This is a genomic window from Luteimonas sp. RIT-PG2_3, assembly GCF_054902115.1.
In genome coordinates this window covers 1-26891 of sequence record NZ_JBUBPF010000013.1, presented here as the reverse complement: position 1 = coordinate 26891, position 26891 = coordinate 1, and the positions used below count along the sequence as shown (strand labels likewise).

The 26891-nt window shown below is 69.1% G+C and carries 13 protein-coding genes; 7 read left to right on the top strand and 6 right to left on the bottom strand.

From position 1 onward, the window contains the following. Positions 1-21: 21 nt before the first annotated feature. The 3 genes from ACYX7E_RS16465 to ACYX7E_RS16455 all read right to left on the bottom strand — a co-directional run bounded on the left by ACYX7E_RS16465 (position 22) and on the right by ACYX7E_RS16455 (position 5280). Positions 22-2472 carry a ligase-associated DNA damage response DEXH box helicase gene (locus ACYX7E_RS16465; protein WP_462081754.1) on the bottom strand — a complete coding sequence of 817 codons (2451 nt, stop codon included), beginning with the start codon at positions 2470-2472 and terminating at the stop codon, positions 22-24. Between the two features lie 62 nt (positions 2473-2534). Continuing rightward, positions 2535-4208, bottom strand: a complete 1674-nt coding sequence (locus ACYX7E_RS16460) for an ATP-dependent DNA ligase (RefSeq protein ID WP_462081687.1) — start codon at positions 4206-4208, stop codon at positions 2535-2537. A gap of 61 nt (positions 4209-4269) precedes the next feature. Then, the gene (locus ACYX7E_RS16455; protein ID WP_462081686.1) at positions 4270-5280 is read right to left on the bottom strand and encodes a ligase-associated DNA damage response exonuclease; all 1011 of its coding nucleotides are present in this window, start codon (positions 5278-5280) and stop codon (positions 4270-4272) included. 144 nt (positions 5281-5424) lie between these two features. Between ACYX7E_RS16455 and ACYX7E_RS16450 the strand changes: the two genes are divergently transcribed. Both ACYX7E_RS16450 and ACYX7E_RS16445 read left to right on the top strand, forming a co-directional pair. Further along, positions 5425-7062, top strand: a complete 1638-nt coding sequence (locus tag ACYX7E_RS16450) for an acyl-CoA dehydrogenase family protein (RefSeq protein WP_462081685.1) — start codon at positions 5425-5427, stop codon at positions 7060-7062. 242 nt (positions 7063-7304) lie between these two features. Beyond that, a complete protein-coding gene (locus ACYX7E_RS16445; protein ID WP_462081684.1) occupies positions 7305-9461 on the top strand; it encodes a catalase in 2157 nt (718 codons plus the stop codon). 150 nt (positions 9462-9611) lie between these two features. On the opposite strand, the gene ACYX7E_RS16440 is transcribed toward ACYX7E_RS16445, so the two are convergent. Then, on the bottom strand, positions 9612-9956 hold the full coding sequence (locus ACYX7E_RS16440; protein WP_462081683.1) for a hypothetical protein: 345 nt from the start codon (positions 9954-9956) through the stop codon (positions 9612-9614). Beyond that, positions 9953-18850 carry a GH36-type glycosyl hydrolase domain-containing protein gene (locus ACYX7E_RS16435; RefSeq protein WP_462081682.1) on the bottom strand — a complete coding sequence of 2966 codons (8898 nt, stop codon included), beginning with the start codon at positions 18848-18850 and terminating at the stop codon, positions 9953-9955. Before ACYX7E_RS16435 ends, ACYX7E_RS16440 begins: the two co-directional genes overlap by 4 nt. A gap of 198 nt (positions 18851-19048) precedes the next feature. On the opposite strand from ACYX7E_RS16435, the gene lexA reads away from it, so the two are divergent. The 5 genes from lexA to ACYX7E_RS16410 are packed head-to-tail and all read left to right on the top strand — an operon-like array spanning position 19049 to position 25752. After that, positions 19049-19669, top strand: a complete 621-nt coding sequence (gene lexA, locus ACYX7E_RS16430) for a transcriptional repressor LexA (RefSeq protein WP_462081681.1) — start codon at positions 19049-19051, stop codon at positions 19667-19669. A gap of 1 nt (position 19670) precedes the next feature. Then, on the top strand, positions 19671-20297 hold the full coding sequence (gene imuA / locus ACYX7E_RS16425; protein WP_462081680.1) for a translesion DNA synthesis-associated protein ImuA: 627 nt from the start codon (positions 19671-19673) through the stop codon (positions 20295-20297). A 9-nt stretch (positions 20298-20306) separates the two neighbouring features. Next, positions 20307-21725, top strand: coding sequence for a Y-family DNA polymerase (locus tag ACYX7E_RS16420; RefSeq protein WP_462081679.1), 1419 nt, complete (start codon positions 20307-20309; stop codon positions 21723-21725). Beyond that, on the top strand, positions 21722-25123 hold the full coding sequence (locus ACYX7E_RS16415; RefSeq protein ID WP_462081678.1) for an error-prone DNA polymerase: 3402 nt from the start codon (positions 21722-21724) through the stop codon (positions 25121-25123). Before ACYX7E_RS16420 ends, ACYX7E_RS16415 begins: the two co-directional genes overlap by 4 nt. A 17-nt stretch (positions 25124-25140) precedes the next feature. Beyond that, on the top strand, positions 25141-25752 hold the full coding sequence (locus tag ACYX7E_RS16410; protein ID WP_462081677.1) for an alpha-ketoglutarate-dependent dioxygenase AlkB: 612 nt from the start codon (positions 25141-25143) through the stop codon (positions 25750-25752). Here ACYX7E_RS16410 and ACYX7E_RS16405 read toward each other — a convergent pair. After that, on the bottom strand, positions 25742-26891 hold a 1150-nt coding region (locus ACYX7E_RS16405), incomplete at its 5' end, for an autotransporter family protein (protein WP_462081676.1). The two genes, ACYX7E_RS16410 and ACYX7E_RS16405, sit on opposite strands and share 11 nt — an antisense overlap.

Sequence of the window (26891 nt, the reverse complement as noted above, 5' to 3'; positions counted from 1 at the left end):
CTCCACCCATGCGCGCTCCACTCATGAGGTTGCGCCATCATGGCGCTCTTCCAGCTGGCCGGCTGCGCGCTTGACCCGGGTACTCCAGTCCTCGCTGCTCAGTTGTCCACGCATGCTCTCGGCCCACAGCGGGAACGACAGCGGCGTGAACGAGGCCGACGCATGCAATGCCAGCGTGCGTCCTGCGCAGTCGTCCAGGACCTGCTGCAGGTGGATGAGATCCAGCTGCTGGGTGAAGACTTCGCGTTCGGCCTGCGCCAGCAGTAGGTGGCCGGGATCGTGCTGGCGCAGGACATCGAACAGCAGGCTGCTCGACGCCTGCAACTGGCGCAGCGAACGCGGCGCGCGGCCTGGCAGCGAAGGCGGCAGCAGTCCGGCGACGCGGGCGACTTCGCGGAACTGGCGGCGGGTCAGCTCCATCAGGTTGACGCCCTCGCGCAGGTCGTCGACCAGGCCCTGCGGCGACAGCAGGTGACGGAGCAGGGCGGCGTCGACGTCGCCCTCCCGCGCGGCCGACAGCACCAGGCCGTAGTCGTTGATGGCGAACGAGAAGGTGTTGGTCGCCAGCCGCGACCAGCGCAGGGCCATCAGCGAGGCCAGGCCTTCATGCAGGGCGCGCCCGGCGAACGGATAGACGAACAGATGGCGGCCGCCGCGCACGCGGATCCATTCGACCAGCAACTGCTCCGGGCGCGGCAGTGCCGACAGCTGCGCCTGAAGGTCCAGCAGCGGCGCGATGGTGCGCAGTTCCGGACAATCGCGCGGGCCGGCGATCACGCGTTCGACCTCGCGCCCGAGTTCGCTCGACAGCGGCATGCGTCCGCCCTGCCATTTCGGCACTGCGCCATCTGCGCCGCGTGCGAGCCGCACATAGGCGGTCATGTCCTGCAGGCGCACCAGGGCCAGCGTGCGGCCGGCGAACTGGAAGCGGTCACCGGGGCGCAGCCGGCCGATGAAGTTCTCTTCCACCGATCCCAGTCCGCCGCCCTTGAGGAACTTCACCGACACGCTGCCGTCGCTGGCGATGGTGCCGATGTTGAGGCGATGGCGGAACGCGATCCTGCGGTCCTCGACCCGGTACCGTTCGTCATCGCCCTGGACCACGCGACAGTAGTCGGGATAGCTCGACAGCGCGGCGCCGCCGCGGACGATGAAGTCCAGCACGGCCTGCCAGTCGCCGTCGGACAGCTGCGCGAAGGCATGGGTGCTGCGGACCTCGCGCAGCAGGCTGTCGGCGTCGAACCCGCCCCCGACGGCGAGGGTCACGCAATGCTGGGACAGCACGTCCAGCGATCCGCGCGGCGGCGGTCGCGATTCGATGCGCTGCGCGCGCAACGCCTGGCGCGCCGCGGCGTACTCGAGCAGTTCCAGCAGATGCGTCGGCACGCACAGGATGTGCCCGGAGGTTCCCGGCCGGTGACGCGCGCGGCCGGCCCGTTGCAGCAGCCGCGCCATGCCCTTGGGGCTACCGATCTGCAGGACCTGGTCGACGGCGGGAAAGTCGACGCCAAGATCGAGGCTGGACGTGGCGACGACGCAGCGCACGCTGCCGTCGCGCAGGCCCTGCTCGGCGCGCGCGCGCAAGGCCGGGTCGAGCGAACCGTGGTGCAGCGCCAGCGTGCCCGGCGCTTCCGGCCAGACCGCTTCGAGGGCGCGGAACCACAGCTCGGCCTGCGCGCGCGTATTGGTGAACAGCAGGCTGGTCCGCACCTGCAGCAGCCGCGCCATCACCGCCTGCAACTGCACCAGTCCGAGGTGGCCGGCCCAGGGGAAGCGCTGGCCGATGTCGGGGATCAGCGTCTCGACGCTGACCCGGCGCGGCGGCACGCCGGAGACGATCGCCGCCTGCGGTGCATGCGGCAACAGCGCGTCGCGTGCCTGGTCGAGGTTGCCCAGCGTTGCCGACAGTCCCCACAGGCGCAGCGCGGGTGCCAGTGCCCGCAGGCGTGCCAGTCCGAGTTGCAGCAGCACGCCGCGCTTGTTGCCCAGCAGTTCATGCCATTCGTCGACGATGACCGCCTGCAAGGATGCGAAATGCGCGGCGCTGTCGGCATACGACAACAGCAGCGCCAGCGACTCGGGCGTGGTCACCAGCACATCGAGGCGACCGGCGCGCGCCAGCCTGCGGTCGCGCGCGCTGGCGTCGCCGGTGCGCATGCCGACCTGCCAGTCGATGCCCAGCGCCGCGATCGGTTCGCGCAATGCGCGCGCGGTGTCGGTAGCCAGTGCACGCAGCGGCGTGATCCAGAGCACGCGAAGGCTCGGCTTGCGCGTCTTGCCGGTCGCGACCTGTGGCTGCTGCAGGGCCTGCAGCAGCGGGCCCCCGAACGCGGCCAGCGTCTTGCCGCTGCCGGTGGGGGTCTGCAGCAGTCCGGATTCGCCGGCGAGGTAGCGCTTCCAGACCTGGCGCTGGAACGGCAGCGGCGTCCAGCCGCGGGTCGCGAGCCAGGCCGACAGCGGGGCATCGAACATGCGCCGTGGCTGGGGCGCGGCTGCCTCGTCGGCGGCCTGGCGGTTGTCGCGGCGCGCGGCCGTCATCGCGCCAATGCCCGCAGTGTCTCCAGCTGGTCGGCATCGTGCGCGGTCTTGTCGTGGCGCCAGCGCAGGATGCGCGGGAACCGGACCGCGATGCCGGACTTGTGTCGCGCCGACCGGTTGACCGCCTCGAAGCCGATCTCGAACACGTGGTGGGCGTCGACCGAGCGCACCGGGCCGAAGCGCTCCAGCGTGTGCGCGCGGATCCACTTGTCGAGCGCCAGGATCTCGCTGTCGTCGAGCCCGGAGTAGGCCTTGGCGACCGGGACCAGCGCGTCGCCATCCCACAGCGCGAAGGTGTAGTCGGTGTACAGCGTGCTGCGTCGGCCGTGACCGGACTGCGCATAGATCAGCACGGCGTCGACGGTCAGCGGATCGAGCTTCCATTTCCACCAGTCGCCGCGACGACGGCCGGACTGGTAGCGCGAATCCAGGCGCTTGAGCATCAGGCCTTCGACGCCGCGCTCGCGGGCTTGGCTGCGCCATTGCGCAGCCTGCGTCCAGTCGCCTGCGGACAGCACCGGCGACAGCGCGATGCGCGCTGCCTGCGACGGTTGCGCGGGGCCGGACTCGTGCTCGCGCCCGTGCCCGAGCATGGTCGTCTGGTCCTGCAGGCCCTGCAGCAGTTCAGCCAGCAAGGCGCGACGTTGCGTCAGTGCAAGCGCGCGCAGGTCGCGGCCATCGAGTTCGAGCAGGTCGTAGGCCAGCACGCGCGCGGGCGTTTGTGCCAGCACCTTGCTGCCCGGCTTGCGGCGCTGGATCCGCGTCTGCAGGGCGGTGAACGGCAGCGGCAGCGCATCGCGCCAGGCCAGCAGTTCGCCATCGATGACGCAGTCGCGCGGCAACCGCGCCGCGGCGTCCTCGATCTCCGGGAAGCGGCCGTCCAGGCGTTCTTCGCCGCGCGACCACAACGCGACCTCGCCATGGCGGCGGATCAGCTGCAGGCGGATGCCATCCCACTTCCATTCCAGCTGCCAGTCGGCGATGGGGCCGAGGACGTCCGGCCCGCTGCTGTCCGGTCCATTCTCGAGCGGCGAGGCGAGGAAGAACGGATAGGGTTGCTGGCGGTCGCCGGGCAATGCCTCGGCCGACAGCAGGTCGCGCATGAAGGCCGGCGAGGGATCCCAGCGGCCGAGCATGCGCTGTGCGATCAGGGCGATGTCGACGCCGCTCATCTCGGCCAGCGCCTGCTGCGCGGTGCGCTGCGAGACGCCGACGCGCAGCGCGCCGGTCAGCAGCTTGTTGAACACCAGGCGCTGGTCGTCGTCGAGCCGCGACCAGGCATCGACGATGACGGTCCGGCGCAGCTCCGCGTCCTGGCCGGCGATCGGCAACAGTCGCTGTTCGATCCAGACATGCAACGGGGTGTCGTCGCTGTCGGGGGGGGCGTCCAGCAGCAGGGTCAGGGTTTCGGCCAGGTCGCCGACCTGGTCGTAGCAGTCGTCGACCAGCCAGTCCGCGAGCCCGCTCGCCTGCGCGACCCAGCTGCGCAGCTCGGCGTTGCCGGCGATCCTGGTCTTCGCCCCGCTGATGCGGCCGCCGCTGAGCAGCCAGAGCGCCCAGGCCGCGTCGCGTGGATCGGCATCGCGGAAGTAGTCGACCAGCGCCGCGCGCTTGTCCAGGGTGGCGGTGCTGCGGTCGAGCCTGCGGTACAACGCTGCGAAACGTTTCATCGCGATGACGCCTGCGACACCCGTAGTGCCTCCGCGCGCCGATGCACGTCTGCGGCGATGCTCATTCGTCGCCGCCGAAATCGGTGCGGAACACGCCGGTGGCGATGCCGTCCTCGTTGAGGGCGCGCACCAGTGCATCGGTATTGCCATGCGTCGCGATGACGCGGCGCGCACCTGTCTGGCGGACGCTGCGGATCAGGTCGGGCCAGTCGGCATGGTCGGAGATCACGAAGCCGCGATCGTGGTTCTGCCGGCGGCGGTTGCCACGGATGCGCATCCAGCCCGATGCGAAGCCCGTCTGCGCGCGCCGGAAGCGGCGCATCCAGGCGCTGCCGGCCGCGGACGGCGGCGCCAGGACCAGGCGACCCGCGGTATCGACGCCTCGCGCCTGCTCGGAGACCGGCTCGGTCGCCAGCAGCGCGATGCCGGCGTCGCGATAGACCTGCACGCCGGTGGCGATCGCGCCGTGCACCAGCGCCGGCTGGTCGGTGAATGCCGCCAGCTCGGCCAGCACCCGTTGCGCCTTGCCCAGGGCGTAGCACAGCAGCACCGCGGTCTCGCCGTTGGCCGCGCAGTCGTCGCGCCACTGCACGATCTCGCGCGCCACGCTGGCGGTGTCCGGCCAGCGGTAGATCGGCAGGCCGAACGTGGCTTCGGTGATGAAGGTGTCGCAGGGTACGACCTCGAACGGCGCACAGGTCGGGTCGGGCTGGCGCTTGTAGTCGCCCGAGGCGACCCAGACCTGGCCGAGGGCTTCGATGCGGACCTGCGCCGAGCCCAGCACATGGCCCGCAGGATGCAGCGAGACCCGTGCTTTGCCGAGCGTGAACGCCTCGCCGTGCGCATGCGGGTGGTAGCGCTGGTCGCCCAGGCGCCATTGCAGGATCGGCAGGCTGGCCTCCGTGCAGTGGTACTCGCCCATGCCGGCGCGGGCATGGTCGCCATGGCCATGGGTGATGACGGCGCGCGGGACCGGCCGCCAGGGATCGATATGGAAATCGCCGGCAGGGCAGTACATGCCTTCCCGCCGCATCACGACCAGATCGCCCGGCAGATCGTTGGACATCGACATGCGCCGAGTCTGCTGGCGCGCATGTGCAGGGCGCGGCAAGGGCAGGGCGTCTGCACGGGCAAGGCGTCTGCAAGGCGCGAACGGGGGCCACCGGGCCTGTCGGCCGCCACGTCGGATCGACGCCGGCTGGCGCACAATCCGGGCATGGACAGATCTCCCGACCCGGTCGCCTCCGACGACAACCAGCCGCCCGAGTTCGCGCCGCGCGACCTCTGGGCCGACGACACCGCGCTGCGCGAGGCGACCCTGCGCGAGGGCGCCGGGGGCTTCGTGGAGGCGCTGTCCGAATATGCCCGCCAGGCCGGCAGCGAACTGTACGCGCTGGGCTTCGACGCGCATCGCGACAAACCCCGGTTGCGTACGCACGATCGTTTCGGCCATCGCATCGATACCGTCGAGTTCCATCCCAATTACCACCGGCTGATGCAGGCCGCGATCGGCCACGGCGTGGCCGGCCTGTCCTGGCGCGAGGATCGGCCCGGCGCGCATGTCGCGCGGGCGGTGCTGAGCTACCTGCACCATCAGGTCGAACCGGGCACCAGTTGCCCGTTGACGATGACCCACGCGGCGGTGCCGGTGCTGCAGCGCGAGCGTTCGCTGCACGAATGGGCGGACAAGGTCGCGGCCTGCCACTACGACCCGCGCGACGTGCCGATCGCCGGCAAGTCGGGCGTGACCCTGGGCATGGGCATGACCGAACGCCAGGGCGGCAGCGACGTGCGCAGCAACCGTACGGTCGCGACCCCGCTGGCAGAGGACGGTCAGTACGCGCTGCAGGGCCACAAGTGGTTCTTCTCCGCGCCGATGTCGGATGGCTTCCTGGTGCTGGCGCAGGCACCGGGCGGGCTGACCTGTCTGCTGCTGCCGCGACGCCTGCCCGATGGGGCGCTGAACCACATCCGCCTGATGCGGCTCAAGGACAAGCTGGGCGACTGGAGCAATGCGTCTTCCGAGGTCGAGTTCGATGGCGCCCATGCGCAGCGGATCGGCGACGAGGGCCGAGGCATCGCGACGATCCTGGAGATGGTGGTGCTGACGCGCCTGGACTGCATGCTCGGCTCGGCTGCGGAAATGCGCATGGCGCTGTCGCAGGCACTGCATCACACCGCGCACCGCCGTGCGTTCGGAAAGCGCCTGATCGAACAGCCCTTGATGACCAACGTGCTGGCCGACCTGGCGCTGGAATCCGAGGCCGCGCTGACCCTGGCGATGCGGGTGGCGCGGGCCGTGGATGCACGGCATCGCGATGCGCGCGAAGCCGCGTTCGCACGGCTGGCGACCGCGATCGGGAAGTACTGGGTCTGCAAGCGTGCACCGGCCTTCGTCAACGAGGCGCAGGAATGCCTGGGCGGCGCAGGTTATGTCGAGGAGTCGATGTTGCCCCGGCTGTACAGGCAGGCGCCGCTGAATTCGATCTGGGAAGGCAGCGGCAACATCCAGTGCCTGGATGTACTGCGTGCCTTGCAGCGCGAACCGGCAAGCGTGGAGGCGTATATCGCCGAGCTGGCACCTGCGCGCGGCCTGCATGCGGATTTCGATCGCGTCTTCGCATCGCTGACCGCGACGCTGCATGGCGGTGGGATCGAGGAGTCGGCGGCGCGATGGCTGGTCGAACGCATGGCGCTGGCCCTGCAGGGTGCGCTGCTGCTGCGCGTGGCATCGCCAGTGGCGGAACTGTTCTGCCGCAGCCGGCTGGGCGGGCAGCATGGCCTGGGCTTCGGTACGCTGGGCGGCGGACAGGATCTGGCTGGCATCGTGCAGCGCGCGACGGGTGGAGCGTGATGGGGCGAAACTGCTCGATTGAGCACGCTGGACTGAGCGCGCTGGACTGAGCGTGCTGGGCTGAGCATGATGAGTTGGACGTAGCGCGCGTTCATGGTCGTGATGGTGGCTGCATGGCGGCCACCCGGGTGGACGACGTCGATAATGCTGCGCGATGTTTCGTTCGTCGCACGCTGAAGACAAGCGATTCACATCGGAGCGAGGAGGATGGTCACGATCCCTCACTCCCCAGGAATGCCGACATGGCTACCCAGAAGCGCGCCGCCAAGACCTCGCCCCCTCCCGCGAAGACCGCCGCATCGACGAAGGCCAGCGAGCCCGGCAACGCGAAAAGCAGCGCGACCGGCAAGGACGTTTCGACGCGGGGTGCGGGCGACGAGTTGCACCAGCACGCCGGTGGCAGCCATCCGGTGCTGACGACCAACCAGGGCATTCCGGTCAGCGACAACCAGAACTCCCTGCGCGCGACGCCGCGCGGGCCCACGTTGCTGGAAGATTTCGTGCTGCGCGAGAAGATCACCCATTTCGATCACGAGCGCATCCCGGAGCGCATCGTGCACGCACGTGGTTCGGCCGCCCACGGTTATTTCGAGTTGACCAGGTCGCTGGGCAAGTACACAACGGCCAAGCTGCTGACCGAGACCGGCGTGCGTACGCCGGTGTTCACGCGCTTCTCGACGGTGGCGGGCGGTGCCGGCTCGGTGGACACGCCGCGCGACGTGCGCGGCTTTGCGGTGAAGTTCTACACCAGCGAAGGCAACTGGGACCTGGTCGGCAACAACATCCCGGTGTTCTTCATCCAGGACGCGATGAAGTTCCCGGACGTCGTGCATTCGGTGAAGATGGAGCCCGATCGCGCCTATCCGCAGGCGGGTAGTGCGCACGATACGTTCTGGGATTTCATTTCGCTGACGCCAGAAGCGATGCACATGATCATGTGGGCGATGAGCGACCGTACGATCCCGCGCTCGCTGCGCACGATCGAGGGCTTTGGCGTGCATTCGTTCCGGCTGCTCGATGGCGAAGGACATTCCACATTCGTCAAGTTCCACTGGCGTCCGAAGCTGGGCCTGCAGTCGACGGTCTGGGACGAGGCGGTCAAGCTGCAGGCGGCCGACAACGACTTCCATCGGCGCGACCTGTTCGAGGCGATCCAGTCAGGCGCATTCCCCGAATGGGAGTTCGCGGTTCAGCTGTTCACGCAGGAGCAGGCGGATGGATTCCCCTTCGATCACCTCGATCCGACCAAGCTGATCCCCGAGGAGCTGGTGCCGCTGACGGTGATCGGCCGCATGGTGCTCGATCGCTGGCCGGACAACTTTTTCGCCGAGACCGAGCAGGTGGCGTACTGCCCCGCGAACATCGTGCCCGGCATCGACTTCAGCAACGACCCGCTGCTGCAGGGCCGCCTGTTCTCGTACCTGGACACGCAGCTGTCGCGGCTGGGCGGTCCCAACTTCCACCAGATTCCGATCAATGCGCCCAAGTGCCCGTTCGCGAACCTGCAGCGCGACGGCCACATGCAGATGCACGTGCCCAAGGGACGGGTGAACTACGAACCCAGTTCGCTGCAGGCCGATTCCCCGCGCGAGACCCCCGCCGGCTTCCGCAGCCATGCCACGCCAGCCGACGATGCCGCCAAGGGCCGTCTGCGCGCGGAGAGCTTTGCCGATCACTACAGCCAGGCGCGGATGTTCTTCCACAGCCAGACCCGGCACGAGCAGGCGCACATGGCCTCGTCGCTGGTGTTCGAACTGTCGAAGGTGGAGACGCCGCATGTCCGCGAGGCGATCGTCGGGCACCTGCGGCATATCGATGCCGGGCTGGCACAGCGCGTCGCCGATGGCCTGGGCATGGACACGTTGCCCCCGGCGCCTGACACCGCGACCGTGCCGCAGGACATGGCACCGTCGCCGGCGCTGCAGATCATCGGCAAGATGAAGGACACGCTGGAAGGGCGCTGCGTCGGCATCCTGGTCCACGACGGTTCCGATGCGGCCACGATCCATGCGCTGCGCAAGGCGGTCGAGGCGGCGAAGGCGACCGTCAAGATCGTCGCGCCCAAGCTGGGCGGCGCCACGCTGAGCGACGGCCGCAAGCTGCCGGCGGACGGGCAGTTGGCGGGTACGCCCTCGGTGGTGTTCGATGCGGTGGCGATCGTGCTGTCGGAGGACGGCGGCAAGGCGTTGGCCAGGGAGGCGGCCGCGGTCGACTTCGTTCGCGATGCCTTCGGTCACCTGAAGGCGATCGCCGCCGATGCCGGTGCGCGCACGCTGTTGAAGGCCGGCAACGTCGGCAAGGACAAGGGCGTGGTCGAGGCCAGCGACACCAAGGGGTTCATCGCTGCCGCCAAGACCCGGCAGTGGGATCGCGAAGCCAAGGTGCGCACGCTGGCCTAGACGGCAATCGCGTCGCAGTGAGTCGCGACGTGATGCGTGCTCGGATGTGAGGCCTGCTCCCGTGAGGGGCGCTTCCATGAGGGCGCTCCCATGAGGTATGCGCCCGTGCGATGTGCCCCCATAAATGCATGAGCGCCCCTGCGGGGCGCCTCAATGTTGGCGCGTTCGAGGGGCCTGTCCGTGGATCGCCCTGGGCGGCAGCGCATGCGCTGCCAGCATCGCGTCCAGCCGTTGTTGCACATGCGCGCGGTCGCCGGTATCGGCCAGGTCGAGGATCTGTTGCGCCAGCGCGTCGAACTGTGGCCAGAACTGCGCCGGGTGACGCAGCTTCTCCAGCCACGGCGACAGCATTCCGGCGAGACAGTCGAGCCTTGCATCCAGCTGTACGCGGCTGCTCAACGACGCAGGCGCATCCGCATTCGCGGGCACGCGTGCCGGCAGTCCTGCCTGCGTATCCAGCGGGATCCGGGCACACCAGGATGTCCGCTTGCTCATGTCCTGTCCCTCGGCCATTGCGCGTCGACCGTGTGCCAGGCGCCATCGTCGACCAGCGGGAAGGCGAAGCCGGCTTGCTCGACGCCATCGAGTTGCAGCTGCGCCGGACCGTCGTCGTGCTGGGTCACCTGGATGACATAGCGACTGCCGCCATGGCGGTACTGCAGTTCGTAGCCGTCCCAGTCCGCCGGCAGGCAGGGTTTCAGCGACAGCATCGCGCCCTCGCGGTGCAGGCCGAGCAGGGACTCGGTCAGCAGCCGGTACATCCAGCCTGCGGAGCCGGTGTACCAGGTCCAGCCGCCACGACCGACGTGTGGGGCAACGCCGTAGACATCGGCGGCCAGCACATAGGGCTCGACCTTGTAGATCGCCACCGCGTCGGCATCCTGCGCATGGTGGATCGGGTTGATCATGCCGGCCAGCTCCCAGGCGCGCCGCGTGTCGCCCTGTGCGGCGAAGGCCATCGCGGCCCAGACCGCGGCATGCGTGTACTGGCCGCCGTTCTCGCGCACGCCCGGCACGTAGCCGCGGATGTAGCCGGGGTCCTTCGGCGTCCGGTCGAACGGCGGATCCAGCAACTGGATCAGGCCGGCATCGCGCTTGACCAGGTACTGGTCCAGCGAGGCCATTGCCTGCGTGGCGCGGATGGGATCGGCCGCACCCGACAGCACCGACCAGCTCTGCGAGATCGAGTCGATGCGGCATTCGTCGCTCTGCGTCGAACCCAGCGGCGTGCCGTCGTCGAACCAGGCCCGGCGATACCAGCGGCCGTCCCAGGCATGCGTTTCCAGATGACTGCGCAGCTGCTGCGACTGCTCGCGGCAATAGCTTGCAAAAACGGTGTCGCCGCGCGCCTGCGCGACATCGATGAAACGCTGCAGGGCGTCATACAGGAAGAAGCCCAGCCAGACGCTCTCGCCGCGGCCGCCTTCGCCGACGCGGTTCATGCCGTCGTTCCAGTCGCCGGTGCCGATCAGCGGCAGCCCGCTTTCGCCGAGCAGGCTGCACCCGCGCTGCAATGCGATGACGCAGTGCTGGTAGAAGGGCTTCTGCAGGTAGGACGCGACCGGCATGTCGTAATACGATTCCTCGTCGGGATTGACCAGCCGTCCCTCGATGAAGCGCACGGGCTCGTCCAGTACGCCGAGGTCGCCGGTCACCGCGATGTAGCGGCACGCCGCCAGCGGCAGCCAGAGGTAGTCGTCGGAACAGCGCGTGCGTACGCCACGGCCCTGCGGCGGATGCCACCAGTGCAGCACGTCGCCCTGCGGGAACTGGTGGGCCGCGCACAGCAGCAGGTGTTCGCGGGTCAGTGCCGGCTGCGCGTGCACGGTCGCCATCGTGTCCTGCAACTGGTCGCGGAAGCCGAACGCGCCCCCGGACTGGTAGTAGCCGCTGCGCGCGACATAGCGGCAGGCCAGTGTCTGGTACAGCAGCCAGCCGTTGACGAGGGCATCGACGCTGCTGTCGGGCGTCTTCACCTGCACCGTCGACAGCCGTTCGCGCCAGTGGATGCGGATACTGTCGAGGGCATCGTGCGCACGCTCGGCACCGCGCACGCGCAAGGCCAGCTGCAAGGCGTCGGGATGGTCCTTGCCGATGCCCAGGCGGAACACGGTTTCCAGCGATTGGCCGTCGGCCAGTGCCACCGGCACTTGGATCGCCGCGCACGGATCCATGCCGACGCCGACGCGGCCGGACAGACGTTCGCGATGCAGGGCGGCGGGATCGGCGAGGCTGCCGTTGCGACCGATGAACTCGGTGCGGTCGGCGGTATAGGTGCAGCCGCTGGCGTCGGTGTCGAAGAACGCAACGCGGCCGTTGAACTCGGTGTTGTACGGATTGCGCGCGGTCAGCAGGCCGCTGTCGGCATCGAGCTCGCTGACGATGTGCATCTGCGATTTGACCCGCAGGTCGCCGAGCACCCACTCCACGTAGCCGGTGGCCGACAGCCGGCGCGGGCGCCCCGACAGGTTGCGCAGCCTGAGCACCGAGAACTTCACCGCATCCTCGACCGCGACGTAGATCCACAGCTCGCTGGCGATGCCGTCCTCGATGTGCTCGTAGACGCTGTAGCCGAAGCCATGGCGGGTGCGATAGGCGCCACGGCCCCGGCAGGGCAGCGGCATCGGCGACCAGACATGGCCGCTGTCCTCGTCGCGCAGGTAGAAGGCCTCGCCGCCGCTGTCGGCGACCGGATCGTTATGCCACGGCGTCAGCCGGAACTCATGGGCATTCTCGAACCAGGTGTAGCCGGGCGTGCTTTCGCTGACCACCGTGCCCAGGCGGGCATTGGCCATGACGTTGGACCATGGCGCGGGCGTCGGTGCGCCCTCGCGCGAGACGATGACGTATTCGCGGCCATCGGCCGAGAAGGCGCCGGTGCCGTTGTCGTGCACGAAGGCCTCGGCGACCGCATCGAACGGCCAAGCGTCGTCCTCACGCTGCGGTTCTGGCATGGACTCGCCCAAGGCACCGACGAGCGTGGGCCCGTCGTGCCCATCCGCCTGCAGCGCCGCGCGCGACGGCGGCAGTCCATCCGGGGCCTCCGCATCGTCATCGTTGCGCTGCTGCAGCGGTTCGGACGGGACGAGGGTGGTTGGGACCAGAGCGGCGATCGTGCGCTCCGGCGCGACATGGCGGCCGACCTGTGCGGCCAGCGTGCCCTGCTGGTCGCTGACGATGACGCGCGCGACCGACTGCAGCAGGATGCGGTCCTCCTGCGAGATGTGCTGCGCGGGACGCACGAAGATGCCGCCCGGGCGATCGAGCACGTTGGCCTCCGGGTCGATCGAGACCATGCCCAGGATCTGGTCCTGCAACTGCTGCCGGTAGCCGGCCTGGCTTTCGTTCCAGATCACCAGGTCCGCGCGCAGGCCCTTCAGGCGCCAGTACGCATGCGCCTGCACCATCTGGCGCACCAGTTCGATGTTGTCGGCATCGGCGATCTGCAGCAGCACGATCGGCAGGTCGCCGGAGATCGCATGGCCCCACAAACCGGACTGCCCGCGCTGGTTCTGCAGCAGCACGTCCTGTCCGGCGCGCAGCAGCGGATGCGCGAAGACCATCAGCGAGGCAAGCCGCTCGTAGAGCTGGGCATCGGCCTGCGATGCGTTGATCTGGCGACGGACAACCTGGCTGTGCGTCCAGGCCAGGTCGAAGACGCGGTCGGCCAGCCTGCGATCGCGATACTTGTCGACCAGGCCCAGGCAGGCGTCGCGGTCCAGGCCGACGCCGTAGACCATGTCGATCATCGCGGTCTGTCCCGGCGCCAGCCGGATCCTGCAGCGGATCGCGACGATCGGGTCCAGCACCGAGCCTTCGGTGTCGGACAGGGCGTCGTCGTGGGACAGGGCGCGCGGGTTGCGCGGGGTGTTGCCGCGGCCCAGGAAGCGCGCACGATCGGTCTCGTAGGAAATCGAATTGATGTCGGCGTCGTGCACGGCCACCAGATGGAACATCCACGGCGGGACTTCGTCATGCGCGCGCGGTCGCCGCGTGCACAGCACCGCCTGCTTGTTGCGCACGATCTGCGACTGCACGAACAGGTTGCTGAAGGCCGGATGCAGTTCGTCGGCGATCGCCGGCGCCAGCACGACTTCGGCATAGGTCGTGACTTCGATCGTACGCATCCGGCGGCTGCGGTTGGTCACGCGCAGGCGCCTGAGCTCGATATCGTCCTCGGCCGAGATCGCGATCTCCAGATGGGTCTCGTAGCCGAGCTTGCGGCCGCGGAACTCGGCCTTGGCGTCGGAGAAGATCGCCTCGTACTGCTCGACCGGCACGCAGGTCGGCTGCAGCGCCGCCGACCAGTAGTCGCCGCTGTCGGCATCGCGCAGGTAGCAGAAGTTGCCCCAGTGGTCGCGGGTGCCGTCTTCGCGCCAGCGCGTGACGGCCATGTCGCGCTGCCGGCTGTAGCCGCCGCCGGCACTGGTCAGCAGGCCGTGGTAGCGGCCGTTGGACAGCAGCTGCACCGCCGGGCGCGCATTGTTGGGTTCGCGGAAGATCCGCAGCGGGGTGTCGGCTTCGGTCTGCGCGGGCCCGGTGCCGAGCGTCTCGGCCTCGTGCGGATGGAACACACCGGCATGCGGGATGCGCTCCTGCAACAGCAGCAGGGTGGCCTGGAATTCCGCGTCGGCGACGAAGCGGCGTTGCATCGGCTGCTGCTGCAGCACATAGTCCAGCGACAACAGGCCCATGCCCTGGTGATGGGCCATGAACGAGCGCACGACCGCATGCGTCTGTCCGTGCGGCACGCGTCCGGGCGTGTAGTCGATGGCCTCGTACAGGCCGTAATGGCCGGTGAAGCCGAGCGCGCTGAGCTGCTGCAGGTTCTCGCAGGCGGCTTCCGGCGCGACCATCAGCGCCATCATGCTGGCGTAGGGGGCGATGACCAGGTCCTGGCCCAGGCCGCGCTTGAGGCCCAGCCCGGGCACGCCGAACGCGCGGTACTGGTAGTTCATGCGCGCGTCGACGGTGTTGTAGCCCGACTCTGACACGCCCCAGGGCACGTCGCGCTGCGCGCCATAGGCGATCTGCGCGTCGACCGCGTGCCGCGAGGTCTGCTCGAGCAGGGTGTCGGGATAGTTCGGCATCACCAGCTGTGGCATCAGGTACTCGAACATCGAGCCGCTCCACGACAGCAGCGTGGCATCGCCGTTGACTTCGGTCAGCAGCCGGCCGAGCGCGAACCAGCTTTCCTGCGGCAGCTGGCCCTGTGCGATCGCGACGAAGCTGCACAGCCGGGCCTCCGACGCCAGCAGGTCGTAGTAGCCGGCATCGAGGCGATGCTCGTCGAGGTTGTAGCCGATCGCCAGCAGGTGGCGTGCGCTGTCGTAGAGGAAGCTGTAGTCCATCAGCGAGAACTGGCCGGCGACGTGCGCCAGCCGTTCGAGCTGGTGGATGCGCTCGCGCGCACGCGCCTGGCTGCCGTGGTGGACCGGGTGCTCCGACAGCTCGCGCAGCGTCGGCACATGGGGGAGGCCAACCTCCTCGCCGGGATGCCCGAGCAGCGTCGTTGCCGGGAACAGGTGCTGCAGGTCCTGCAGGGCCGCCTGGCAGCCGCTCGCGAGCAGGGCAGGCCAGTGCGGCCCGGCGTCTTCCGCGCCGGCGTCCGGCCACAGGGCGGCGATGCTGTCGGCACCGGTCAACACTTGTTGCAGCAGCAGGCGCGCTGCGGACACGCTTTGTGGCGCTTGCACCAGCGCTGGCGTGAGCAGGCTGCGCAGCTGCGCCACGACCTGCTGCACGGCCTGCTGCGGCACGATCTGCATGGACGCGTTCTGCGCAGACTCGTTCCTGTCCGTCGGCAGTGCGGCGCAGGCTTCCTCGAGCACGCCCAGGGTATCGGCGATGCCCTGGAAGGTTGTCGGTGCCAGGACCGGCGCATCGATCAGTGCCAGCAGGCCCTGGCGCAACGTCAGCAGGTGGCCGGCGAGGTTGCCGCTGTCGACGGTCGAAATGTAGGCCGGCGGCAGTGCCTGCAGGGTCTGGGTGTCGTACCAGTTGTAGAAATGCCCGCGATGGCGTGGCAGCAGCTCCAGCGTGGCGAACACCAGGCGCGTGCGCTCCATGACGCCGGCCACCTGCAGGTAGCCGAAGTCGTAGGCCGACAGGTTGGCCAGCAGCGACAGGCCGATGTTGGTGGGTGAGGTGCGGCGTGCGACCACCAGTGATGGATGTTCCTGCACGTTGTCAGGCGGCAGCCAGTGATCCTCGGCGCGCACCCAGGTTTCGAAGAACGCCCAGGTGCGGCGCGCAAGCCGCCCGAGGAAGGCCTGCTGCTGTACCGACAGGTCGGCGCCGCGATAGGCCGGGGGGCGGCCCAGCCAGGCCATGATGGCCGGCGCGACGAACCACAGTGCGAGCAGGGGGGCGGCGACCCATAGCGAACTCGGCCGCAGGATCGCCAGCACGGCGGTGGCGGCCAACGCGAACAGCGGCGATGCCAGCATGCCACGCAGCTCCGCGCCGACGCCGCTGCCGAGGCTGCGCTCGATCTCGCTGGAGGGATTCCACTGCAGCAGGTGTCGCCGGCTGACCAGCAGGCGCCACAGCGTCCGCGCGATCGCAGCGAGGCTGATCGAGGCCTCGTACGGCAGGCAGGCCAGGGTGACGGCGGCGCGCAGCAACTGGCGCAGCGCCGACTTGCCGGTCTGCAGCAGGTGTGTTTCCAGCGGCACGTCCAGCGGCGCGGCGAACAGTTCCCGCAAGGCGGGCACCATCACCGGCAACCACCACAGGCACAGCAGCCAGGCTGTCCAGGCCAGCGGGTTGGGCGAGAACAGCCAGCCCAGCAGCAGCAAGGTCGTGGCCGCCGCCGGCACCAGGCTGCGACGCAGGTTGTCCAGCAACTTGCCGCGCGACAGCCAAGACAGCGGGTTGCGCTCGTGGCCGCGCTTGTCGCCGCCGCGCGGCACCCATGGCAGCAGCCAGGGCAGCAACTGCCAGTCGCCCCGGATCCAGCGATAGCGACGCTTCATGTCGGCGGCATAGCGCGACGGGTATTCCTCGAACAGGCGCACGTCGCTGACCAGCCCGGCGCGGGCGTAGCAGCCTTCCAGCAGGTCATGGCTGAGGATGCGGTTGTCGGGGAAGCGCCCGGCCAGCGCATGCTCGAAGGCATCGACGTCGTAGATGCCCTTGCCGACGAACGAGCCTTCGCCAAACAGGTCCTGGTAGACGTCGGACACGGTACGCGTATACGGATCGATGCCGGGCTCGCTGCCGAACATGCGGGCGTAGCGCGACCCGCGACGCGCGCTGAGGCTGGTGCCGACGCTGGGTTGCAGGATGCCGTATCCGCGAATCACGCGACGCTGTAGTGGGTCGAAGCGGGCCTGGTTCAGCGGATGCGCCAGCGTGCCGACGAACTCGCGTGCGGCGTCGCGTGGCAGCTGTGTATCGGTATCCAGGGTGATGACGTAGCGGACCTGTTGCAGCACCGCCAGTTTGCCGGTGGTCAGCAGGAAGTCGTCGGCTGCGGCGTTGTGGCGTGCGCCGCTGCGCAGCAGCCGGTTCAACGCCGCAAGCTTGCCGCGCTTGCGCTCATGGCCCATCCAGCGACGCTCGCTGGCGTTCCAGGTGCGTGGGCGATGCAGCAGGAAGAACAGGTCGCCGCTCTCGGGGGCGTAGCGCGTGTTCAACAGTTCCATCTGGCGTGCCGCGCGGGCCAGCAAGGCCTCGTCGGTCGCCAGCGTGGGCTGGTCGGCGTCGAGGAAGTCGGTCAGCAACGCAAAGTGCAGGTGGCGGTCGCGGTTGGCCAGGAACCTGACCTCCAGCCCCTCGACCAGCGCATCGATGCCTTCGGCGCTCGACAGCATGCTCGGCACGACCACGAGGCTGCGCGCGTCGGCCGGAATGCCGCGGGAAAAATCCATGCGCGGCAACGGTCGCGGCGCTACCAGCAGCGTGGCCGCCCAGTTGACCAGCACGATGCCCAGTTCGCTGAAGGCCAACACCGCCAACGCGACGGTCAACCACAACCAGGCCGCCTGCGGGAACGGGAATGCGCCCGTCGACAGCAGGCCCCAGGTGAACAGCGCGGTGACGATCAGGATCGGCGCCAGGTAGCCCGGCAGCGGAATCCTGCGCGGCCACAGCCGTGCCGGTTGCCGTGCCTGCCCGGAGGCGGCCACGGCGGCCTGCGTCTGCGCGACGCCATCGTCGACGAGGTAGTAGCCGATGTGGGCCGGATGCGCGCTGGCCGCCGACGTGCCCGCTTGCGTCACGCCCGCCTGCGCCATGCCTGCTTGAGCCAGCGACAGTGCGATGCCCGCCACCTGCTGCTCACTGGCACCGCTGAGCCGCGCGATCTTTTCCACCACGTGCCGATAACCGTCGCGGGTCGCGAAATCCATCAACGCATAGGTGCCTGCGGGATCCTCGCGCAGCGTGTGTTCGACCACGCTCATGTCTTCGACGAAGTCGCGCCAGTCCATGTTGGCCAGGAAACGCAGGCTGGCGATGCTGTTGCTGACCGAGACCTGGTCGGCCGCCTGCTGCTGGCTTTCCAGGTGCACCAGTTCCTCGATGCGCTGGCCGCCGGCCGCCGCCCATTGCTCGACCCAAGTGGTCGGCATCGACACCGTCCCCCCGCGTCCCTGCAGGCCGCGCGTCAGTTCGGACACGAAGGCGCCCGACAGCGGTGGGTTGGATCGCGCCATGTCGGCGATCACCAGCACCACGTCCTTGGGGCTTTCGGCCGCGGTCAGGTTCAGGCGCGCGGACCATTCGCTGGCCAGGCGGTGGTCGACACCATCGCGCATCACGCGGACCGCCATGCGCCGGAGGTTCTCGATCAGGGCCAGCCGCAGCATGATCGGGATCGCCCACAGCTCGCCGAGCTTCAAGGGCGTGATCGACTGGTAGGCGGCGATGAAGCGGGTGATGGTCTCGGTGTCGATGCGGCCATCGCCATGCGCGATCGCTTCCATCGACAGGTCGTAGACGCGCGGCAGGCCGGCCGACGGTCCCAGGCTCAACGAAGGCAACTGGCGGCTGTAGCCCTTCGGAAGATGCCGGCGCGCGGTGTGGATCTGTTCTTCGAGCAGGTAGGAGTTGTCCAGCAACCACTCGCCGGCCGGGGTGATGCGCATGTCGTCCTGCACCATCCTCACCAGCAGGCTGCAGGCATCGTCGAGCAGGCCTTCGTTGTCGTGCAGGCGGCCCAGCAGCCGTTCCGGTCCGGGCTGGTCATGCACGCGATGGGCGCGCGCCAGCGCCATGCCGTGCAGTTCCATCTGCTCGACGTTGAACAGTTGCGAGCGCAGCGGGGCTTCGGCCTTGAGCGCTTTGGGGGTGGCTGCGCGTCGCCAGCGCCACAGGCGCCGGCGCAGGCGCAACCAACTGCTGAACATCCGCCACACGCGTGGCGTTGGGGATCCTGGGGGCATGGTGGATCCTGGGCGAGGCGCCGTGACCTCATGCTGGCATGGCCTTGCGTACAGGCGCGTGAGGGATCCGGGCCTATCGTTCCCGTCTGCGGGCCGTTGGGCCTGCGCCCGATGGCCCTCGGCTTTCTTGCGATGCACGATCGCGAGCGCTTGTGAAGTCTCGCCTTGTGCGACGGGAGGGTGTACAAATGTACACCTATGAGACCCCTCGACACCCTGCCGCCCCAACGTGCCGCCGTGCTGGCCTTCCTTCGCCGGGAACTGGTCTCCGGGCGCGCGCCGAGCCTGGCCGACATCGCCGCCGCGTTCGGGTTCTCGTCGCGCAATGCCGCGCAGAAACACGTGCAGGCGCTGCTCGCCGATGGCCTGCTGGAGCAGGCCGCGGGACAGAAGCGCGGCCTGCGCCTGCCGGGCGGCGGCGCCGACCTGCTGCCGTTGCCGGTGCTGGGACGGGTGGCCGCCGGCCAGCCGATCGGCGCGGATATCGGGGCCGAACCGGGGCTGGACCCGCCGTTGTGGCTGGACCGGCGGCTGTTCTCGCCGGCGCCGGATTACCTGCTCAAGGTGCAGGGCGATTCGATGATCGACGACGGCATCCTCGATGGCGACCTGGTGGGCGTGCACCGCACTGCCGATGCGCGCGATGGCCAGACCGTGGTCGCACGCATCGATGGCGAGCTGACCATCAAGCGCCTGCAGCGCGGCCCCCGCCGCATCCGCCTGCTGCCACGCAATCCCGCGCATGCGCCGATCGACGTGGCGCCGGGCCAGGACTTCGCGATCGAAGGCGTCTACTGCGGCCTGGTGCGGCAGGGCTGACATGGGTGCCGTCGTGGCCATCGAGAGCATGCTCGCCGCGCAGACGCTGTGGCGCGCCGGTCGCAATGCCGTCATCGTCGCCGATGGCGAACCCACCGGGCATGCCGCACTCGATGCGCTGTTGCCGCAGCGCGGCTGGCCGCGACGTTCGCTGACCGAACTGCTGTTACCGGCCGATGGCGTCGGCGAGCTTGCCCTGCTGCTGCCCACGCTGATCCGCTTCGCGCAGGCCGGCAGCACGGTCGCGGTGATCGCACCGCCGTACGTGCCGTATGCGCCGGCCTGGCAGGCCGCGGGCATGGATCTGTCGCAGTTGGAGATCATCGAGGCCGCGCCGCGCGATGCGCTGTGGGCCTTCGAGCAATGCCTGCGCAGTGGCGCCTGCGCGGCGGTGGTCGGTTGGCCGGCAACCGCCGATGCGCCGGCGCTGCGGCGCTTGCAGGTGGCGGCCGATAGCGGCGATTGCCTGGGTTTTGCGCTGCGCGACCGCAAGCACGCAGGCAATCCTTCGCCGGCGGCATTGCGCGTGGAATACGTCGGCGATGCCGCGGGCCGGCAGGGCTGGCATGTGCGCAAGTGCCGGGGCGGTCCCGCGCCTGCACAGGCATTCGCGCTGGGTGCGAGTTGAGGCACGCCGATGCTGTGGGCCTGTGTACTGCTGCCGCAACTGGCGCTGGATGCCGTCCTCCGGCGTTTGCCTGACCCCGATGCGCCGCTGGCGCTGGTCGGCGGTTCGGCGCAACTGCGCACGCTGCATGCGGTGAATGCCGCCGCGGCGCAGGCCGGCCTGAAAGCGGGCATGCGCCTGACGGCCGCACTGGCCTTGCTGCCGGAGTTCGCGATGGTCGAACACGATGCCGACGCCGAAGCGCGTGCGCAGCGTTTCCTGGCGGCATGGGCGTATCGCCACAGTTCGCTGGTCAGCGCGCAATGGCCGGGTTGCATCGTGCTGGAAGTGCGCGCCAGCTTCAGCCTGCTCGGGCCATGGCCGCGCATCGAGGCACGGCTGCGTGGCGAACTCGATGCGCTGGGCTTCTCGCACCGCATCGCAATGGCGCCGACGCCGCGTGCCGCGCGCGTGCTGGCCGGCCTGCACGATGGCCTGTCGGTCCCGCATGCCGGGGCGATGCAGGCCCTGCTCGACAAGGTGCCGGTCCGCCGCGCGGTATTGCCCGATGGCGCCGGCGAACGCCTGCATCGCATGGGCATCCGCGACCTGCGCGCGCTGCGCACGCTGCCGCGCGACAGCCTGCGCAGGCGCTTCGGCCTGGACCTGCTGGAGCATGTGGACCGCCTGTACGGCGCCACCGACGATGCGCTGGCGTACTACGCGCCGCCGGATCATTTCGATGCGCGCGTGGAACTGGGCTATGAAGTCGAAAGCCATATGGCGCTGCTGTTCCCGCTGCGGCGGCTGATCGGCGATCTGTGTACCTACTTGTCGATCCGCGATGGCGGCGTGCAGCAGTTCGTGTTGCGGCTGGAACATGAGGGCCAGCACACCGATGTCGAGGTCGGCCTGCTGGCCGCCGAACGCGAACCGGCGATGCTGTTCGAACTGACCCGCAACCGTCTCGAGCGCGTGCAGATCCCGAAGCCGGTGGTCGCGTTGCGCCTGCTGGCGCGGCAGTTGCCGCCGTTCGTGCCGGCCACGCGCGACCTGTTCGACCTGCGGGCGCAGCAGGCGCTGCCATGGCCGCAACTGCGCGAGCGCCTGCGCGCCAGGCTCGGCGACGATGCGGTGTACCGGGTGGCGCCCGCGGGTGATCCGCGCCCGGAGCGGGCCTGGCGGCGCGTGCAGGGCGACGACGCGCGCATCGGCGACGCACCGGTGCGGCCGCCGCGACCGTTATGGCTGTTGCCCAGGCCGGTGCCGCTGCGCGATCCCCGGCTGCGCATCGTGTCCGGGCCGGAGCGGCTGGAGAGCGGCTGGTGGGATGGCGACGATGCGCGGCGCGACTACTACGTGCTTGAAACCGCGCAAGGCAAGCGCGCCTGGGCCTTCGCGCCGCCCGGCGAACGCGACGGCTGGATGCTGCACGGATGGTTCGCATGAGCGGCCGAGACCGCAACGGAGGCGTCGACCGCGATACCCCGGGCGGGCGCCCGCCGCGTGCCTGGGAAGTGGCGCAGCGGCTGGCGCTGCGCGCGGCCAACGACGATTTGAGGCGCGATGATTTGAGGCGGGATGCAAGCCAGGGCGACCTGCTGGCCGATGACGGCCTGCCGGCCTATGCCGAACTGCATTGCCTGTCGGATTTCTCGTTCCTGCGCGGCGCGGCCAGTGCCGAGGAACTGTTCGCACGTGCGCAGCGTTGCGGTTACGAGGCGCTGGCGATCACCGACGAATGCTCGCTGGCAGGCATCGTGCGTGGCTACGAAGCCGCGCGCGGCAGCGGCGTCAAGTTGATCGTCGGCAGCGAGTTCACGCTGGAATGCGGCCTGAAATGCGTGCTGCTGGTCGAGACCCAGGAGGGCTACGTCAAACTGTGCGAAATCATCACCCTCGCGCGCCTCGCCGCCGCCAAGGGGCACTACCGCCTGACGCGGGAGGACATGGCGCGGGTGCTGTACGGCGAGGGGACTGATGTCGATAAAGCTGAAGCTACTGAAGCTGACACCGCTGGAACTGGCGTGGCTGAAGCTGGCGCGGATGACCGGCGCGCTCCGGCACCGCAGGCTGCGGCCAGGCATGCGGCGACAGGCCTGTTCGCATTGTGGCTGCCGGCACGCATCCCCGATCCGCGCGAAGGCCTGTGGCTGCGCGAACTGTTGGGCGCGCGCGCCTACCTGGCCGTGGAACTGCACCGAGAACAGGACGACGATGCGCGCCTGCATCTGCTGCTCGCGATCGCCGATGGGCTTGGCCTGCAGCCGCTGGCGGCCGGCGACGTGCACATGGACGTCCGTCGCCAGCGCGTGCTGCAGGACACGATGACTGCGATCCGGCATGGCCTGCCGCTGGCCGACTGCGGCGAGCACCTGTTCCGCAATGGCGAGCGCCACCTGCGCACGCGTCGCGCGCTGGGCAACATCCATGGCGCCGAGCTTCTGGAGAACGCGGTGCAGCTCGCGCGCCGCTGCCGTTTCAGCATGGACCAGGTGCGTTACGACTACCCGGCCGAACTGGTGCCGGACGGGCATACGCCGACGACCTGGCTGCGCAGCTTGACCGAGAAGGGCATGCGCAGGCGCTGGCCGCAGGGCGCGCCGGTCGATGTGGCCCGGCAGATCGACGCCGAGCTGGCGCTGATCGCCGAGCTGAAATACGAGGCCTTCTTCCTGACGGTCGAGGACATCGTCCGTTTCGCGACGTCGCGCGGGATCCTGTGCCAGGGGCGCGGATCGTCGGCGAATTCGGCGGTGTGCTTCGCGCTCGGCATCACCGTGGTCAATCCGACCGAAAGCCGCCTGCTGATGGCGCGCTTCCTGTCGAAGGAGCGCAACGAACCGCCGGACATCGACGTCGACTTCGAGCATGAGCGGCGAGAGGAAGTCCTGCAGTACGTCTACGGCAAGTACGGGCGCGAGCGCGCCGCGCTGGCGGCGACGGTGATCCGTTATCGCGGCAAGAGCGCGGTGCGCGATGTCGCCAAGGCCTTCGGTCTGCCGACCGACCAGGTGGCCTTGCTGGCCGAATGCTATGGCTGGGGCAATGGCGAGACGCCGATGGTGCAGCGCCTGAGCGAGGCCGGCTTCGATCCCGACAATCCGCTGGTCGCACGCGTGCTGGCGGTGACCGACCAGTTGCGCGGTCATCCGCGGCACCTGTCGCAGCATGTCGGTGGCTTCGTCATCAGCGATGCACCGCTGAGCCGCGTGGTGCCGGTCGAGAACGCGGCGATGGACGATCGCACGATCATCCAGTGGGACAAGGACGACCTGGAAACCATGAAGCTGCTGAAGGTCGACTGCCTGGCCCTGGGCATGCTGACCTGCATCCGCAAGGCCGTGGCCATGATCGAACGCCATCGCGGTTACGCGCTCGACATTGCCGCGATTCCGGCCGGCGACGTGCCGACCTACGCGATGATCCAGGCCGCCGATACCGTCGGCGTGTTCCAGATCGAATCGCGCGCGCAGATGAGCATGCTGCCGCGACTGAAACCGGAGAATTTCTACGACCTGGTCGTGGAGGTCGCGATCGTACGACCAGGTCCGATCCAGGGCGGCATGGTGCATCCCTACCTGCGGCGGCGGCGGGACAAGGAGCGGGTGACGTATCCGTCCGAAGGTGTGAAGGACATCCTCGGGCCCACGCTGGGCATCCCCTTGTTCCAGGAACAGGTCATGGAACTGGTGATCCACGCCGGCTATGCGCCGCACGAGGCCGACAATCTTCGCCGCTCGATGGCGGCCTGGAAGCAGGGCGGCGACATGGAGCCGCACCGGGCGCGCATCCGCGAGCTGATGGAAAAAAAAGGCTATACCTCCGAATTCATCGACCAGATCTTCGAGCAGATCAAGGGCTTCGGTTCCTATGGCTTTCCGCAGAGCCACGCCGCCTCGTTCGCCAAGCTCGTCTACATCAGTTGCTGGATGAAGCGCCACGAGCCGGCGGCATTCGCCTGCGCGCTGCTCAATGCGCAGCCGATGGGCTTCTATTCGGCCAGCCAGATCGTGCAGGACGCGCGCCGTGGCAAGGACGGGCGCGTTGGCGTGGAGGTGTTGCCGGTCGACGTCACCTGCAGCGACTGGGACAACACGCTCGAAGGCGGGCATCTGCGCCGCGGCGTGGACGATGGCGGCCAGCCGGCGCTGCGACTGGGCCTGCGACAGGTGACCGGGCTGTCGGCGACGATGGCGCAGGCGATCATCGATGCGCGCAGGCAGCGCGCCTTCGCCGATGTGCGCGACCTGTCATTGCGGGCCGGGCTCGACGACAAAGCACGCACGGTGCTGGCCGAGGCGGGTGCGTTGCAGGCGCTGGCGGGGCATCGCCACGCCGCGCGCTGGGCCGTGGCCGGCATCGAACGCCAGCATCCTCTATTGCCGGGCAGTCCCGACGAGGACCAGATCCTGCTGCCGTCACCGAGCACCGGCGAGGACGTGCTGTCCGATTACCGCGCCGTCGGCCTGACCCTGAAGGCGCACCCGTTGGCGCTGCTGCGCGCATCGTTGCAGCGGCAGTGGATCATGGACTCGCAACAGCTGCGCGGCGTGGCACATGGGCGCGGCGTGCATGCGGCCGGCATCGTCACCCAGCGCCAGCGGCCGGCGACCGCCAGCGGCACCATCTTCGTGACGCTGGAGGACGAGCACGGCATGGTCAATGTCGTGGTCTGGCCGCACGTGGCGTTGCGACGGCGCAAGGCGTTGCTGGGCGCGCGCCTGCTGGCCGTGCGTGGCCGCTGGGAGCAGGTCGATGGCGTGCAGCACCTGATCGCGCGCGACCTGCAGGACATCAGCCATCTGCTCGGCGAGCTGCAGACCAGCTCGCGCGATTTCCACTGAGCCCGGCCGACGTCCGCATGCGCGTCCTGGCCGCCCTCAGCGATGACCTGTTCGCCCCGGATTGCGTGAGCCTGGTCGACGATGTCGAGGGTGGTGTGCGCTACTGGCCGCGCTTCATCGATCCGGCTACCGCGCAGCACTGGTTCGAGGCCCTGCATGCGCGTTCGGCGTGGACGCAGCTGCAACGGCCGATGTACGACCGCATCGTCGACATTCCGCGCCTGCTGGCGAACTACGCGACCGACGCGCTTCCCGCCGACCTGCCGCTGGCCGAGCTGCTGCAATGCGTGCAGACACGTGCGCCAGCGCCGTATACCCGCATCGGCATGAACCTCTACCGCGATGGCAACGACAGCGTCGCGATGCACAGCGACAAGCTGCATACCCTGCGCAGCGGCCATCCGATCACCCTGGTCTCGCTGGGCGCGCCTCGGCGCATGCTGATCCGTGCCAAGGACGGCCAACACGATACCGTCGTCGTCGAGCTCGCGCCCGGCAGCCTGCTCAGCATGAGCCATGCCTCGCAGATCACCCACGAGCACGGCATCCCGAAGACGCGCCAGGCGCAGGCGCCACGGATCAGCGTGGTGCTGCGGGTGCGTCCGACGGATCGTCCCGCTACCAGTTGATGCGCACGCCGACGTTGCCTTCCAGCGTCTTGCGATCGCGCCCCTGCTCGCCGGTGTCGGTGGTGTAGTCGACGGTGAGGTAGACGCCGGTGCGTGCGTTGAGCCTGGCGACGATGCCGCCGCCGAACTCGATGGCGTTGTAGGCCTGCCCGGTCACGACCACGTCGTTGTTGAAGCGCACCACGTCGTCGCCGCCGAAACCGCGCCAGTAGTTGAGTTTGAGGTAGGGCTGCCACAGGCCGCGCGTGGTCTGCAGGTCGGTGGACAGGCGCAGGCCGACGCGGGCGGTGATCGCATCGTCGGCGTCGAACGAGACCTCGGCAAAACGGTCCTGCGCGCGGTCCAGCCGCGTGCGCTGGTAGATTACCTGCGCCTGCGGTTCCAGCGACCAGCGTGCGTCGCTGCCCCAGCGCAGAGGACGTCCGGCTTCCAGCGATGCACTGACGCCGCTGCCGTCGAGGTCGATGCCGAGCGCGCGCGTGGACGTGGCGCGACCGTCGTAACGATGGGCGATGACGACCGCATCCCAATAGCCCTTGTGCTCGCCGATGTGCGACCAGTACAGGCCAAGATGGGTATCGTCGAGTCGCGTATTGCCGACCGCGAGGTCGTCCCAGCCGATCGCCGAGCCGCGGACATCGCCATCGGCGCGCGTCCGGCCCAGCAATACGCCGACATGGTGGCGCCCCTCGTCCTGCTGCTCGCTGGCATAGAGGTCCACGCCGGCCTGCAGGCCGGTGATCGAGCCATCGAAGGTTGGCGCGACCGTGCCTTGCCAGCGCTGTTCGGTGTTCTGGCCGAAGATACGACCCCATGCCGCGCGCATGCGGCCGGTTCCACCGAGCAGCGCCTGTTCGCCCTGGCGTTCGTGGAAGGTGCCCAGCGTGGCCAGCGACAGTTGATGCACGACCGGCGGCAGCACCGCATAGGTCGCGGTCTCGATGCGATACAGCGGAATCACGCCCAGCGCATTCGCGGCGGCGGGCGTCGCGCCCGGCGTCGGCGGCGGTGTCGCCGTGGGATTGCCCGGGGTCGGCACAGGCGCTGGTGTCGCAGACACTGGCGGCACGGCGGGTGGCGGCGATGGCGGTGCCACCGGCGGAGGTTCGGCCGGTGGTGGCGGCGGCTCCGGCGTCGGT